The following is a 17,048-nucleotide window of genomic DNA, read 5'->3' on the forward strand; positions in this document are numbered from 1 at the left end:
GCTTGAATTGAAGCTCGCGAAAATAAGTCAGAGCAATAGTTAATCTGAAGCCCTAAACCTTCACTGGTTTCTATGCCGTGTAAACTTAAATCGAATTTCGCCACACGATTTTCTAAAAACCGTCCTTCGCCGGTGGGCAAAGTCGCATTAGGCTCTTGTTCCAAAGTCAGCAATATCTGGATCAGAGGGTTATAAGCTGTGTTACGTTCTGGGTTTAACAGCTCTACCAGATAATCAAAAGGAATGTCCTGATATTCCTGAGCGTCGAGGTTCACTTGTTGAAGCTGACCTAAATAATCAGAAAACGATTCGCTTTCATTCACCTGAGTTCGCAAAGCAATGGTGTTAGCAAAGAAACCGATGAGTCGCTCAACCTGAGACATACCCCGGTTTGCTACCGGAGCGCCAATGACAATATCCGTTTCGCCCCCACGCTTAGCCAACCAAATGGACAATGCGCCATGTAGCAAGGTAAACAGCGACGTATGGCGGCTGACGGCAAGCTGGCTCAAAGCCTGATAACACTCATCGGGCAATCGCCATATATAGGTTTCTCCAGCAAAGCTTTGTAATTCAGGACGCTCAAAATCGGTTCGTATTGAATGCAACGCAGGCAAGTCTTTTAACTGTTGTTGCCAATATTTGATAGCCCCTTGCCATTCGCCACTTTCCATACGCTGATTCTGCCAGCAGGAATAATCCAGATACTGAATTGGCAAATCGGCAATATTCGTAGCCTGTTTATCATCTGCTTCATCATCTATGAGCCCGGATAACGCAGCATATTCTTGCTCAAATTCGTCCCAGAACAGATTGATCGACCATCCATCTGAGGCAATATGATGAATACACAGCAACAGCACAGAGCCTGAATTTTGCGCTGCAAGGGCACAACGGATAAGCAAGTCTCGACTTAAATCAAAACCTTCACGAGAAAGCTGATACATGCATTCTCGCGCCGGGTCTTCCGGCACTATTTGCAGATGAAAGTCAAACTCGTCATGAACCCGTTGCAATAACTCATCATCGACCACTTCAAAGGTGGTACGAAGCGATTCATGGCGTTGAATGATGTTATGAATTGCTTGCTCAGCAATGTCTGTTTGCAGAGGCTTTTCAAAGAAACGGGTTACCGCAATATTGTAACTTCCGGCCTGCTCGACAATTTGTTCGATGTACCACAAACGTTTTTGAGCAAACGACGCTCGACCTTTCGTTAATCCTAATTTCGGGATCTCGTCATTCTTTTCCCTATCTTGTGCGCAAAAAGAATCACTCCCAGCCACATCGGGAACTATTTCAGAGGCTATTTTGCCAGCCAAATCACTCAGCACCGGATGCTCGAAAATAGCGCGAACACTCAATGCGATGCCATATTCATCACGAATGTCATTAGCGATACGAGCAGCTAACAGGGAATGCCCACCCACTTCAAAGAAATTAGATTCTTTACCCAGTTCGTCTTCGCTAAGCGACAGTCGCTGCGCCCAAATATGGGCAAGTGCCTGTTCAATATTTGTATCAAGCTTTGTCAATCCTTTGCCCGACACACTGGTAAATTCCGCCTGTAGAATTGCTCGCTTATCCACCTTGCCATTGGCTGTTAGCGGGATCTGTTGCAATACCTGATACCCTGCTGGCCACATATAAAATGGCAGATTTGCTTTCACCTGCTGGTGAACTTGCAAGATCAAGGCGTCATGATCAAATCCGTTCTTTAACTCAGGTACTAGCACAGCAACTAAACGCCCGGCCTGAGTGTTGTCTTTGTCAAACAAGACTAACGACGTAGAAACTTGCTCTAACTTCGCTATTTGACGCTCAATTTCGCCGATAGAGATGCGAAAACCAGAGATTTTGATCTGATCATCACTACGTCCCACATATTCAATATCGCCACGACTGTTCAGGCGAACCAGATCGCCCGTGCGGTAAGTCGACTTAGTTAAAAAATTGGTTAAATCATTAGTTAAATCAGTAAGATCCGAACACTGCCCAAATACAGCCCGGGTTTGTTCCGGCTTATTCAAATAGCCTTTTGCGACTAAATCCCCGGTTACCACCAATTCGCCTACTGCACCGGGCAACACAAGCTGCCCTTGAGGGTTTTGAATCATACAAGGGCTGCAAGCAACAGGCCGCCCAATGGGGATTTCTCCGCTTTTTACATCGTGATGTGTGGCGTCATAAACAGTGGCAATGACTGTGGTTTCAGTAGGGCCATAGGTGTTCAGTAGCTGAATGTGCCCAAGTGCAGGATGCTGTTGCCATAAAGACAACATATCCAGCCCCATTTTCTCACCACCGGTGATCATTAATCGAAGTGGAATTGCCAGGGTTTCTTGTAAATGATTCAGCTCAGAACAGAGTAAATGCCAATAGGCGGTTGGCAAGGAAGCCACCGTTATGCCTTGCGCTTGAGACCAGTTCCAGAAATTTTGCGGGGATAAATCCAGATCTTTCACTACCAAGGTCGCGCCCGACAGTAAAGTCACGATCACTTCTTCGATATAGATATCAAAGGAAGGCGACGCAAACTGCATCACGCGATCAGCTTTCGTTACCTTGTAATGCTGCTGGGCAGAATAGTAATAGTGCATGACGTTGCTGTGAGTCACCATGACACCTTTAGGCTCCCCGGTTGAACCCGAGGTATAGATGATGTAAGCCAGGTCTTCGGCGGTAGGTGCATGAACGCCCATGTCATGGAGCGTAAAGGCATCCATTTCCACCTTATGGATCTGCTGACAAGACAACAAGGGCACACCCAGCCCGGATTTTAGCCCCGCTAACTTATGTGCATCATCTTCATGGGTAATAATTAGCCTGACCCCACTGTCCGATACCATGTACTGCAAACGCTGCATGGGATATTCAGGATCCAGCGGTACATACACCGCGCCCATTTTAAACAGCGCCATTGTGGTAACAATAAGATCAGCAGAAGACGAAAGATAAACACCTACCCTGTCACCCGTTTTAATGCCTTGTTGATGCAAGGCTTTAATGCATTGATTAATTCGAGTATCGAGCTGCTGATAAGTCCATGAAGAGTCTCCATTTAACAAAGCAAGTTCATGGCTATTACTGTCTATAGAAGCGTTAAATGCATCAGCGATATTTGTCGCGGTGTTTGTCGCAATACTTGTCTTAACATCGTCGTCTATGCCTTTATTTAACGCGGCAATAATCGAATTACGCTCAGGTGTTGGCAACATATCCAACTGTTCCATGCACACAGAAGCGTTCGCTTCATCATCTAAAATGACAGCTTGCAGCAATTGAATAAAATAACGGTTTAAACGTTCAATGGTTTCGGCATGGAAGATGTCGGTGGCATAACGCCAAATCAAATCAATGCCGTCAGAATGCTCATTGGCATCCAGAGATAAATCAAATTTACTGGTGTTGGATTCGCGTCGAATGGGCTTAAAACTCACCTCTGACATGGAGAAAGATGTGCGTTCATTATTGTGCAACGCAAACATGATTTGAAACAGAGGGTTGTACTGCAAATGGCGGCTTGGATTAAGCTCTTCCACCAAATATTCAAACGGCACATGCTGATACTGATAAGCACTCAATACGCCGTTACGATATTGCTGTAAAAACTCGGAAAAAGGCTTTGCAGGATCTATTTGAGCACGAAGCACCAAGGTATTAACAAAACAACCAATTAACGGCTCTACATCATGATTAACCCGTCCGGCAATGGGCGTTCCCAACACAATATCATCTTCACCACTGTAGCGAGACAGTAGCAAACTCAATATGGACGACAAAGTGATAAATAACGTCGTACCATGCTTACGCCCCAACGCATTTAATTTATCCGCTAGCGCTTTAGGCAGATGAGATTTAACCACGTCCCCCTGATGACTTTGTTGTTCTGGTCGAGGCGCGTCTAAAGGTAACGAATGAACTTCAGGTAAATCTTGCAAATACGTTAACCAAAAGTCTTTTCCTACTACCCCATTTTCTTGCAAGAAATGCGTATTCTGCCACTGGGCATAATCCGCATATTGAACCGATAATGGCGACAAAATTGATGTTGATTCAACCATGTCGTTCTCGGTTAAGGCATCATAAAGACGATTTAACTCACGAACAAAAACCGATAATGACCAACCATCAGAAGCGATATGATGCATATAAATCATCAATCGCACTTCATCCTGAGAGACCGTCACAGCGCCGACTCTAAGCATCAAATCCTGAGTTAAATCGAAAGGCCGAGCAGCGAATGCTTCACTAATTTTTAGCCATGCGCTTTCAATATCGTCCTCTGCCGCAATGTTGAATTGCTCAATCTCAAGCGCAAAATCCGACAATAGCACCTGTACAGGTTCACCATTCTGCTCCTGATAAACACTGCGCAACACTTGATGACGTCGAACGATTTCATTGAGGGCCTGTGTTAAGGCTGTGAGATTAAGCTCACCACTGACAGCAAAATTACCGCCCACATTGTATAAACCGCTATTTTCCAGCTGTGCCAGAAACCACAATCGTTTTTGCGTAAATGACAACGGTACGCCCTGGATATATTGTTCCTGGGTTAACGGCTCAATATCCTGAGTATCAGAAGAAGACAAAAACACCAGTAAGTCAGTTTTATGTTGTTTTAATAATCCTTTAATCTCATCAGTAAGTGCGCCCGAGGGCGCACTCACTTTCAGCTTTCCTTGCTGTACTTTGACTTCAATGTTTTTGGCACGACATAAGGTTAAAAGATCAACTAACTTCATAGTTCAAATTCTTCCATATCTTCTGCATCATTGACCGCGTCATCACCTGAGTTTGAGGCATTAACTGGAGCGCTAAGTAGCTCAATCAAGCGAGCCTGCTCTTCAATACTTGGCGACTCGAATAAGCTCTTCAGCGTAAATTCAACGTTAAATTGACGACGGATCTGGCTGGCAAGACGAGTAGCTAACAACGAGTGACCGCCCATGTTAAAGAAGTTATCGGTAGCGCTAATTGCATCTATTTTTAGCAGTTCAGCCCAAATAGCTTGCAGCGCCAATTCGATTTCTGTACTTGGAGCACGAGCGTCTGAATCAGAAGAAATACCACGCACTAACTTGTTGCGGTCAATCTTGCCACTGGCTGTTAATGGCCATTCTGTGATGGTCTCAAAACCACTGGGTAACAGGTAACCCGGTAAATGTGTCGCTAACTCTTCTTCTACCTGGGTCAGGGTTGTTCTATTTTCATCTAGTGACAAAAACGCCCATAAGCCATCGTCTTCGGCTTTCACCACCGCTTCGGTCACACCCTGGCAGGCTTTCAAGGCCGCTTCGATTTCACCCAATTCAATACGATAACCACGCACCTTCACCTGATTATCCTGACGACCGACGAAGACTAATTCACCCGCGTCATTCCATTTCGCTCTGTCGCCGGTGCGATAGACTCGTTGCAGCGTATTGTTGAATCTCAACTCAACGAATCGCTCAGCGGTTTGTGCTTCACGCTGCCAATATCCTTCAGCAAGGCTGTCACCGCCAATGCACAACTCTCCTACCACTCCTTGCGGTAATAGCTGACCTTGTGCGTCCACAATCCAGTAAGAAGTATTCGCCAAAGGCTTACCAATCGGCGCACTGCCTTTCGATTCAAGGGCTTTTACTGAAACCCGATGGCTACTACTGGTAATAACAATTTCCGTGGGGCCATAGGAGTTATAAAGTGCGATGCCTTCTCGTTCACTGGCGTTGTCGCCGTTAAACCAGCTGTCTAACAAACCAGTGTCAAAGACATCACCGCCACTAACGACTATGCGTAAGCGGGAATCTTGCCAACCTGAAACAGCAACCAGCTGTTTCAGATAAGCCGGCACCACATGCAGGAAGCTGACTCCGGTTGCTTGAATATATTCCATCAAGGCTTCTGGCTCGGTGACATCATCCGGTCGGATGACCACCGCCGCACCTGCACATAAAGGCAATAGCAGCTGGCTCAATGAGGCATCGAAACTCATGGACGCAAACAATAAGCCCCTTGTCTTCACCGTTCAATTGATAGTGATGCTGCAAGCCCGCCAATCGCTGTGCCAAGGCACCATGATTAACCAACACGCCTTTAGGCTGTCCGGTAGAGCCCGAGGTATAAATCATATAGGCCGGAGTGGAGGCCGCTAGCGCAACCTCAACGGCGGTTTCGGCTTCTTCGTCTCTCTCATCACTGTCATCAATACACTCGGACACCAACAACACTTGCTGGTCATTCAAAGGTAACTGGTCAGCTAAATAGACTTCTGTTACGACATGGCTAATTCCGGCATCCTGAATTAGATAGGACAAACGTTCATCGGGATAAGTCGGGTCAAGTGGCACATAAACGCCACCGGATTTCATAATCCCCAGCACCGCCACCACCATCTCAACCGAGCGGTCAAGGCACATGCCCACTCTGTCGCCCGCTTTCACGCCGAACTTCACCAAAGCACGCGCCAACAGATTCGATTGCGCGTCCAACTCGGCAAAGCTCAAAGACTCCGCTTCCATCACCACCGCTTGCGCATCGGCTTGAGATACAGCTAAAGCGGAGAGTTGAGCAGGCACTAAAGTGGTTTGTGCGGGTAATACCTCACCCATTGCCAAAACTGATAGCGCTTGTGATTCAGCATCAGACACCAAAGGCAAGTCTTTTAATAAGGTGTCAGGATTCGCTATTGCAGCTTGCAATAAGGCCGAGAAGCTATTGGACATGCGCGCAATCGTCGTTTCTGTGAAGAGATCTGAAGCATATCGCCACACCAGCTTAATGCCTGATTCCTGCTCTACTGCATAAAGCGTCAGGTCGAAGTTACTTTCATAGCTCAATTGCCCGCCACCTTTCACTTCTGAGCCTGATACCTGCAAATCTTCGCCATCGTTGTTATCCACATTCAATACGATTTGGAATAACGGGTTGTACTGCGGCGTACGCTCTGGATTAAGCTTTTCAACCAGCAGCTCAAACGGCATCTGCTGATGGTCAAAATCAGCAATGTCATTGGTTTTCACCTTACTCAACAGTGAGGCGAAAGACTCGTTATTATCAATTTGACTACGTAACACCAGAACATTAGAGAAAAAGCCGATCAAATTAGCGACTTCACTTTGCTCACGGTTTGCAATCGCACTGCCTAATACAATGTCATCACTACCAGAATAGCGGGCTAACCAGGCTGAAAAAGCAGCATGCATCGCCATAAAGAAAGTGGTCTGGTTATTACGACTTAACTGACTGAAAGCCGTTTTGACATCACCACTCAATTGTTGGCGATAAACCTCACCGCGATAGGAAGGAATGTCTGGACGATCAAAGTCCATCGGCAATTGATGCACACTTGGAATGTCCGCTAAACGTTGCGTCCAATATTCGGCTAATTCATCCAGTTTCTCTCCTGACAACTGGGCTTTTTGCCAGCTGGCATAATCGCGATACTGTACAGGCAAATCAGGTAATTTAGCCTCTGCTTGCTCGGAATAGGCTTGATAGAGAATATTAAATTCCTGCATCAAAAGACCAATCGACCAACCATCACAGACAATATGATGCATGTGCAATAACAAGGTATGTTGAGTATCACTTTGCTTAACCAAATGTACTCGCAACATCACATCCTGAGCCAAATCAAATCGGGACAATTTGGCTTCCCGGCGCATATTCAGAATTTCCTGATCTTGCGATCCAGCATCCAGAGCCGACAAGTCCGTAAAACCAACATTGAACTCTGGATTATCTACGACCTGTTGCATGGGCTGCCCGTCATATTCTCGAATGACAGTACGCAACACCTGATGACGCTCGACAATAGTGGCAAAAGCTTGCTCAATTGCTTCCCGGCTAATGTTTCCGGAAATAGTCATTGCCGTACCAGCGATATAACTGGCACCAGAAGAATCCATTTGCTCCATTAACCACAAGCTGTTTTGAGCATGGGATAAAGGCGATGGTTCATTACCTTCCAATACTGGAATGGTAGGTACAAACGACGAAGCATTATCCGATTCAGACGCGGTAGTGAACTCAGAATCCAAACCTTTTTCCGCCACAATCATGGCAGCTTGTTCTTCAATACTGGGCAATTCAAACAAGCTTTTCAGGGTGAAGTTCACTTCAAATTGACGACGGATTTGACTTGCCAAACGCGTGGCTAGCAAGGAATGTCCGCCCATCTGGAAGAAGTTATCGGTCACGCCAACTTCTTCCACTTTCAACAACTCTGCCCAAATCTTTTGCAAGGCAATTTCGGTGTCGTTTTTCGGTGCGCGACTGCCCGAATCTTGCTCTAAACCACGCACTAACTTGTTGCGGTCAATCTTGCCACTGGCTGTTAATGGCCATTCGGTGATGGTCTCAAAACCACTGGGTAGCAGGTAACCCGGTAAATGTGTCGCTAACTCTTCTTCTACCTGGGTCAGGGTTGTTCTATTTTCATCTAGTGACAAAAACGCCCATAAGCCATCGTCTTCGGCTTTCACCACCGCTTCGGTCACACCCTGACACGCTTTCAAGGCCGCTTCGATTTCACCCAATTCAATACGATAACCACGCACCTTCACCTGATTATCCTGACGACCGACGAAGACTAATTCACCCGCGTCATTCCATTTCACTCTGTCGCCGGTGCGATAGACTCGTTGCAGCGTATTGTTGAATCTCAACTCAACGAATCGCTCAGCGGTTTGTGCTTCACGCTGCCAATATCCTTCAGCAAGGCTGTCACCGCCAATGCACAACTCTCCTACCACTCCTTGCGGTAATAGCTGACCTTGTGCGTCCACAATCCAGTAAGAAGTATTCGCCAAAGGCTTACCAATCGGCGCACTGCCTTTCGATTCAAGGGCTTTTACTGAAACCCGATGGCTACTACTGGTAATAACAATTTCCGTGGGGCCATAGGAGTTATAAAGTGCGATGCCTTCTCGTTCACTGGCGTTGTCGCCGTTAAACCAGCTGTCTAACAAACCAGTGTCAAAGACATCACCGCCACTAACGACTATGCGTAAGCGGGAATCTTGCCAACCTGAAACAGCAACCAGCTGTTTCAGATAAGCCGGCACCACATGCAGGAAGCTGACTCCGGTTGCTTGAATATATTCCATCAAGGCTTCTGGCTCGGTGACATCATCCGGTCGGATGACCACCGCCGCACCTGCACATAAAGGCAATAGCAGCTGGCTCAATGAGGCATCGAAACTCATGGACGCAAACAATAAGCCCTTGTCTTCACCGTTCAATTGATAGTGATGCTGCAAGCCCGCCAATCGCTGTGCCAAGGCACCATGATTAACCAACACGCCTTTAGGCTGTCCGGTAGAGCCCGAGGTATAAATCATATAGGCCGGAGTGGAGGCCGCTAGCGCAACCTCAACGGCGGTTTCGGCTTCTTCGTCTCTCTCATCACTGTCATCAATACACTCGGACACCAACAACACTTGCTGGTCATTCAAAGGTAACTGGTCAGCTAAATAGACTTCTGTTACGACATGGCTAATTCCGGCATCCTGAATTAGATAGGACAAACGTTCATCGGGATAAGTCGGGTCAAGTGGCACATAAACGCCACCGGATTTCATAATCCCCAGCACCGCCACCACCATCTCAACCGAGCGGTCAAGGCACATGCCCACTCTGTCGCCCGCTTTCACGCCGAACTTCACCAAAGCACGCGCCAACAGATTCGATTGCGCGTCCAACTCGGCAAAGCTCAAAGACTCCGCTTCCATCACCACCGCTTGCGCATCGGCTTGAGATACAGCTAAAGCGGAGAGTTGAGCAGGCACTAAAGTGGTTTGTGCGGGTAATTTTTGTGATTCAGATAATTGCACCAAGGCTGTAATTTCAGCATCACTCAGAAGATGAATATCAGCCAACGTTTTATTTTCTGGCGCAATTAAACCAGACAAGACTTGCGTTAAATGGCTAACCAAACGATCCATTGCCGCGCTACTAAACAAGTTCGAATCGTAGGTAAGCGTGAAGACCAAATCTTGATGCGGCGCTACCCCCAACACCAGTGGATAATGTGTTTCCTCATGGGCAACACCGCCTCGCATATCCGATTCACGCATCAATTCAGCGGCATCTTCAATCGGCTGATTGTGGAAACCTAATACCGTATTAAATAACTGCTCGCCTTCATCCAGGTTCTTGTGTTGGACAATCTCAGCCAAAGGCACAAAGCCAAAGCGTTCTCGCTGTGATTGCGTGTTTTGTAACGACTGTAACCAGTCACGAATAGCCCATTCAGGAGACACTCGAATACAGGCGGGAACTGTGTTGATCATCATACCAACCGTGGATTCCACCCCAGGCAAATCGGCAGGACGTCCAGACAAAGTCACACCCGTAATAATGTGATCTGTATCTCGGTATGAACACAACAAGTAACCCCAAGCGGCTTGAACCAAGGTGCTCATAGTCATGTTCTGTTGCGCCGCGAAGCTTCTTAAGGCTTGATATTGACCGGAAGGCAGTGTGTGCTTAAGCACTTGTTTGCCTTGATGAGCCACTTCATTGTTAGACGCCTCAATGCCAATGGCATTACTCAGTTCTGCATTTTCAAGTTCTTGCTGCCAGAACTCAGTTGAAGCTTGATTGCTTTGCTCAAGCGTCCAGGCAATGTATTGCTTATAGCTTGCGACGTTTGGCAAGCCCACAGATTCAGGCGCAACGCCTGACAATAGCGCACGGTAGAGTGTTAATAGTTCATCGTAAACAACCCCCAGGCTCCATCCGTCCAAAATAGTGTGAGAACAGGTCCAGATAAAACTAAAACCCTGTTCGCCGCGATTAAATAAGGCAAAACGAGATAAAGGCGCTTTTTGGTAGTCAATGGGAATCGCGTTATCGGACTCAAGATAATCTTGAATAGCGTCATCCTGCTCGAATTGGCTTAATGACGCGATATCTTTCTCAATCCAATTCAACTCTACATGTCGTTGCACTAATTGCAGACTTTGCTCTTTATCCAAAGCAACAAACACAGTGCGCAATACCGCGTGTCGCTGCACCAGAATTTGCCAGGCTTGCTTAAAGGTTTGCGGGTTAAAATCACGATTAAAGTGCAATAGGTTTTGCGTAGCGTAGCTGGATTGAGCGTCCAATTGAGCATGATAGTACATCCCCATCTGGTTACCCGACGCCGGATACAAATCGTCAATTTCACCATACTCGTCTTGCCACATTTCCAGCTCAATCTGGCTAACATGACAAAGTGGAAAATCGGATGGAGAAACTCGCGACTCTTTCTGAGTGCGGCAATGTTCGATTAAGGCCGTTAATGCTGTCTCGAATGTGCGAGCCAGTTGTTCAATATCTGCAACGGCAAATAGCTCTCGACTAAAATCGATATTGAACTGAAGTTGCCCATTACTTATCTGCCCATTAAAACCAAGCAACGACTCGCGCAATCGGGAACGTGCCACATCAAAGCCGGTATCTTCATTGGCTCTGGCAAACAACTGGGTTTTGCCAAGCTGTTGGTCGAACTGTCCCAGATAATTGAACAAAACACCCATCTGTTGCGCAGAACTTTGCAAACTGGTGCCCAAATATCCCAACCCTCTACTTGGAATTTGACGAGTCAGTTCCTTAACGCCCAGGATCAGTTCATCGGGGTTCTTCTCAGCACTGAAAATAACCGGATAAAGACTGGTAAACCAACCCATACACTGGCTTAAATCGGTATGCTCAAACTTGTCATCTTCACGACCATGACCTTCGAGAAAAACACTCACTGACTTGCCTGACAGCTCTGGTCTCCACTTCGCCAATGCATTCACCAAGGCACTTAACAGCAAATCGTTAATTTGCGTGCGATAAGCCTGATGGCAATCTTTTAATAAGGATTGGGTAAGTTGTGTGTCTAGCTGAGCTTTAACAATGTGCGAATCAGCCAGAGTATTACTGCCTAAATCCGACTGGCTCTTACCTTTAGATAAAAGAGCCTGAACCATAGCCGGATTACGGTTTAAAGCCGCCTTATCTTGCCAATAAGCCACATCGGCTACAGCATCTTCACTCTGTAACCATGAATGATATTGCTTACTCCATTGCTGATAGGTGGTGGCTTTGTTGCCTAAATGAACGTCACCGCCAGCGATATGTTGCTGGTACGCCAAGGCCAAATCGTCCAGCACAATACGCCAGCTAACGCCGTCGACAATCAAATGATGGAAAATAAGCAATAAACGGCTGTCTTGTGCTTTTTCCGCCTTCATATAAACCATCTTGAACAAGCAGCCTTGCGCAATATTGATGCTGGATTTAGCTTGCTCACTCGCAGCTAATATTGCACTTTGGCGTAATTCACTGGTTTCTCTGCTGATATCCACGATGTCCAAAATCTTAGACAAATCCACGTCAATTAACGGGGCAAAATGCGCTTTAGGCTGAACACTTTCCAGATCAGTAAAACGCACTCTTAACATGTCGTGACGTTGATACAAAGCATCAACAAAAGCTCTCAGGAAAGCTTCATTTACCGCTTCTGGTACATGTAACAATGCAGATTGCAAATAACGATCATTATCCTGATTTTGTAATAGGAAAAAGCGCTGTTGAATAGGTAATAGCTGCATCTCACCGACGCTCTCAGCCTGACTATATTCAACCCCCGTCGCTGAGCTCTCCGCCAAAATCTGAGCGATATTTTCTACCGACTGCGCTTCAAAAAACTGCTTGGAAGTCAGGTGATAGCCAAAAGCATTAATACGAGCCACCGCTTGAATAGACAAAATCGAATCGCCACCCAAACCAAAGAAGCTGTCTTTAATTCCCACTTGTTCCAGATGCAGTAAATCTTGAAGCACTGAACACACCAATCGCTGCGCGTCTGTTGTTGGCGCAACATAGGTAGATTTAACCGTGTCGGCTTCGCCCGCTTGAGGCAATGCCTCAACGTCAATTTTGCCATGAGTGGTCAAAGGGAAATGAGACAAAGGCACATAAGCCGATGGGATCATGTAATAAGGTAAGGTTTGCTCAAGCAATTGCTTGATGCCTTTGCGCAGGCTATCGCCAGACTGATTCAAAGCGCCTTCTGACACAGTGAAATAAGCCGTTAGCTGCGAACCGTTCTCTTTTTCGCTTACCTGCACAAACCCCGCTTGTACTTCTGGATGTTGAGCTATTGCCGCTTCAATTTCGCCCAACTCAACACGGAAACCTCGCACTTGCACCTGATTGTCGGTACGACCAATATATTCCAACACACCTGACGGTAACCACCGAACCAAATCGCCTGAACGATAAAAACGCTGCGGCTTATCTACGCCAACACTTAGGGCGACAAATCTCTCTTGGGTTAGCGCCTCGTTGTTATGATAACCGCGAGCCAAACCAATACCGCCCAAATACAGTTCGCCAATAGCGCCAATAGGCGCAAGCTTTCCGGCAGCGTCCAATACTAAGGCTTTGTGGTTAGCGATGGAGCGCCCCATATGCACCACACCGCCCTGATATTCTCCAATGGTGGCACAGACTGTTGTTTCTGTTGGGCCATAAGCATTGAAGAAGTGTCTACCAACACACCATTTCTCGGCTTCTGAACGGCTAATGGCTTCCCCGGCGACAATTAAATGAGTTAATGACGCCAATTGTTCTGTCTCGAACAAGCTCAAATAGGCGGGAGGTAACGTCGCGTGAGTAATAGCGTGCCGTTGCACCAAAGCAGCCATTTTCGCAGGATCTTGCTTTTGCTCTGCATTAGGGATGATCAGTTGCGCACCATTGCACAAACTCATCAATATCTCCCACGTCGCCGCATCAAAACTGATAGAAGCGAATTGCAAAACCTTACTTTGCAAAGCAGCCTTCTCAACGCTTGCAGCATCATTAATAGCGAACTGCTGTTGTTGCACCTGAGACAAGTTAACAGCACCGACATGCTCCAACATTGTACCTTTGGGTAGCCCTGTTGAACCTGAGGTATAGATCATATACGCCAGATCCTGGCTGCTCATTGTTGGTCGTGAAATAGCGGACGGTGAAATAGCAGAATTCACTTGCAATATCTCAGAGATCAACAGCGTTTCAACGCCATGCTCTCCTAACACCTTGCCCGCGGTTTCAGCAGTGTTGCTTAACCACAGCTTGGCTTTGCTGTCGGAGACAATGTGTTTGATACGAGCAGCAGGATATTCTTTATCCATTGGCAAATAAGCCGCACCGGATTTTAAAACACCCAATACAGCAACAGGGAAATCCAGTGATTGCCCCATGCAGATGCCAATCATATCTCCCGGCACAATGCCTTTTTCCATTAACGCTTGCGCAACCGAGTTAGCTTTCTCGTTAAGTTGAGCATAGGTAAGGGACTCATCACCATACACTAAAGCAACCGCATTAGGCTGTTTAGCCGCTTGTTGTTCAAAACGTCCGTGAATAGTCGCACTTTCGTCTTGCGCAACAGCGTCTCCCACTCCGGTTTCAATCAGGAACTGTTTTTCACTGTCAGAAACACAATCCAAATCAGACAATTTAGATTCCGGACATTCGGCGACGGATTGCAATAAGCGCAAGAAGTTGTCAGCCAATCGTTGAATGGTTTCGCGCTCAAACAGGTCATGAGCAAATTCCCAGGCAAAGGCCAAGCCTTTTTCTGATTGTCTTGCTATCAGGGTTAAATCGAATTTGCTTCCTGTTTCGGCTCTGTCTACGGAATAACGGGAAAAGAGCGATGAATTGGAATCGGACTGTGCAGTGTTGTTGTTTTCAGAAGCACTTTCAAACACCAACATCATTTGAAATAAAGGATTATGGCTGGTTTTACGCGTCAGATTGAGCTCATCAATCAACATCTCCAGTGGCACATTCTGATTTGATAAGTCATTTAAGGTGTTGTGCTGTACCTGCCCCAACAAATCGCTAAAACGCGTTTCCAAATCAATTTGAGTACGAAGCGGAATGGTATTCGCGAAAAAGCCCACCATCTTATCCACTTCTGGCAAATGGCGGTTAGCAACGGGGGTTCCTATTACCACATCTGTCATGACTTCAGAGTCGGTAGACAAGCCACTGTATTTCGCAATCAATGTAGCAAACGCAGCTTGTACCAAAGAGAATGTAGTCGCCCCTTTCTCCATCGCCAGAGACTGCAATTGCTGGCTGGTGACAGTATCTAAATGAAAGCGTAAACGCTCTCCTTTAAAACTTGGGTTGGCCGGACGCTTCTTATCAGTAGGAAAACGATGAGTGTCAGGAATATTCGCTAATCGATCTTTCCAGTACGACAACTGGTTGGTCATACCAGAATCATTCAATAACGTCTGTTGCCATGCCGCGTAATCGCTGTATTGCAGGGCGACTTCTTTTAACGCTGGCTCCTGTTGAGCAGTGATAGAACTGTATACCTGATTCAATTCATGCAACAAAATATCCAGCGACCATGCGTCGGCCGCAATATGATGCAAGGTTAAAAATAATACAGAATATTGCTCTGCAACCTGCACCAAGGTACCTCGCAACATAAAGTCTTTGCTTAAATCAAAGGCAACGGAAGTTTGCTGATGAGCAAGTTCAGCGAAAATAGCATCTGAATTTGATGAATCTGTCACTTGTTGTACCACTAAAGCGAAGTTTTCGCTATGCAACAGCTTGGGTGTGGCAATGCCCGACTGATTGTTGATAACAGTGCGCAATACCTGATGTCGCTGCAGCAAATGTTGCAAACTCGCCTGCAAACTGCTGGCATCAAGCAAACTGTCACTTTTCAGGATCAGAGGAATATTGTAGATAGCACTTTGCTGGTCGTATTGCTGTTGAAACCACATTCGTTGTTGAGTGTAAGACAGCACTAACTCAGGATGAGGTTTAATTCGCTGCGATTCCTGCCCACTTCCCGCACTCAGCAATTCAATCATGGCTTGCTTGTGCTCTTTCAATAAGGATTTGATGGAATCAGGAATAACGCCGCTTTGTGTCGTTACCCGCAAATTTCCTGCTTCAACTTGAATGTTTATGCCGCTTTCTTTGCACAGCTTGTAAATTTCAACAATATTCATCTTGCTACTTCCGTTATCTTATTGCTCGGGTATCTATTCGTTTCTTGAGGAGAGACTCAACTTACGTCATCTCCTCCTACGCTTTTATCTCTTATTATTATTATGTTGCGAGAGCTAAACTCACGGGATGTAGTCGCTACGAGTACGAGTTAATTTCAGCAAGTCTTCGTCATACTGCGAAGTCAGGTCATGGAAGAACTCTTGTTTAAAGTCGGTCAGTTTGCGCACCACCGTTAAGCTACGTTGGGTAAACTTGTGCGGTTCCAGAAAGGTCAGTAATTCCGCTGTGTGATCTTGCAACATGGGGCGGATCACGTTGAAGACCTCGTCTAAATCTTCCTGGTGATCCTTTTCACTGTTGGTGGTGTTGTGGAAAGCCATAATACCGCCGTTGCCCTTGACGTATTCGTAGGTTTCATCATAGAAACGCTTTTTGTTACCGAAATCGTTCCATGCAAAATCAATCGGAAGACGATCTTCTGGCATTAATTTCACATAGTCAGTCACGCGGCAAGCGGCATTTAATGTGAAGTATTTGTCGAGTTTTAACTCTTTAACCAGATTCGCTAATTTCTGAACATAGAAATCATCGCCCGGTAGCACTTCGAAAGTGAATAATTGAGGCTTGTAGGGCTTCAAATAGAATGAAGGAATCGGAATGACAGGCTCCTGACCATAGATTTCCTGTGTTGTTTCATCCAACAACCAATCATCGGGTTCCATGTTTTTACGCGCCGGGTCAGACACCTTTTTATAATGTTTGATAGCTCGCTTTTTCAGGATCTGCTGATTGAGTTTGAAGTCATCCTCATTATCTTTTAATGCTTGCAGAATGTAAGGCGTAGTATAACCACTACCAAATTCGACCACGGTTTGTGGCTTGAGCATACGAATCAGGGAATACAACATAGGAGCAACATGTTCAGTACCCGATAGATGTTGAAACGGCGTGATCTCGGAAATGACTTTATTCACAAATGCTTCTGTAAAACCTAGCTTCATAGTGTTTTGCCTTCTTTTAAAATTCTGTGTTCTGAAACCCTAAGG

At 46.2% G+C, this 17,048-nt stretch carries 4 protein-coding genes (1 of these 4 only partly in view); all 4 read right to left on the reverse strand.

Annotated features, from left to right (window positions below; all coding sequences use genetic code 11):
- On the reverse strand, nt 1-4,748 hold the 5' end (the start) of the coding sequence (locus KIH87_RS11875; protein ID WP_232358079.1) for a non-ribosomal peptide synthetase. The gene continues 13,630 nt to the left of window position 1, outside the view; the window shows 4,748 of its 18,378 coding nt (coding positions 1-4,748); it begins with the start codon at nt 4,746-4,748; the stop codon falls past the left edge of the window.
- Nucleotides 4,745-5,983 carry a non-ribosomal peptide synthetase gene (locus KIH87_RS11880; RefSeq protein ID WP_232358080.1) on the reverse strand — a complete coding sequence of 413 codons (1,239 nt, stop codon included), beginning with the start codon at nt 5,981-5,983 and terminating at the stop codon, nt 4,745-4,747. The genes KIH87_RS11875 and KIH87_RS11880 overlap by 4 nt, the downstream gene beginning before the upstream one ends.
- A complete protein-coding gene (locus tag KIH87_RS11885) occupies nt 5,907-16,001 on the reverse strand; it encodes a non-ribosomal peptide synthetase (protein WP_232358081.1) in 10,095 nt (3,364 codons plus the stop codon). The genes KIH87_RS11880 and KIH87_RS11885 overlap by 77 nt, the downstream gene beginning before the upstream one ends.
- A 120-nt stretch (nt 16,002-16,121) precedes the next feature.
- Nucleotides 16,122-17,003, reverse strand: a complete 882-nt coding sequence (locus KIH87_RS11890; RefSeq protein ID WP_232358082.1) for a hypothetical protein — start codon at nt 17,001-17,003, stop codon at nt 16,122-16,124.
- Between the last annotated feature and the right edge of the window lie 45 nt (nt 17,004-17,048).

The organism is Paraneptunicella aestuarii, assembly GCF_019900845.1.
GTDB classification, from domain to species: Bacteria; Pseudomonadota; Gammaproteobacteria; order Enterobacterales; family Alteromonadaceae; genus Paraneptunicella; species Paraneptunicella aestuarii.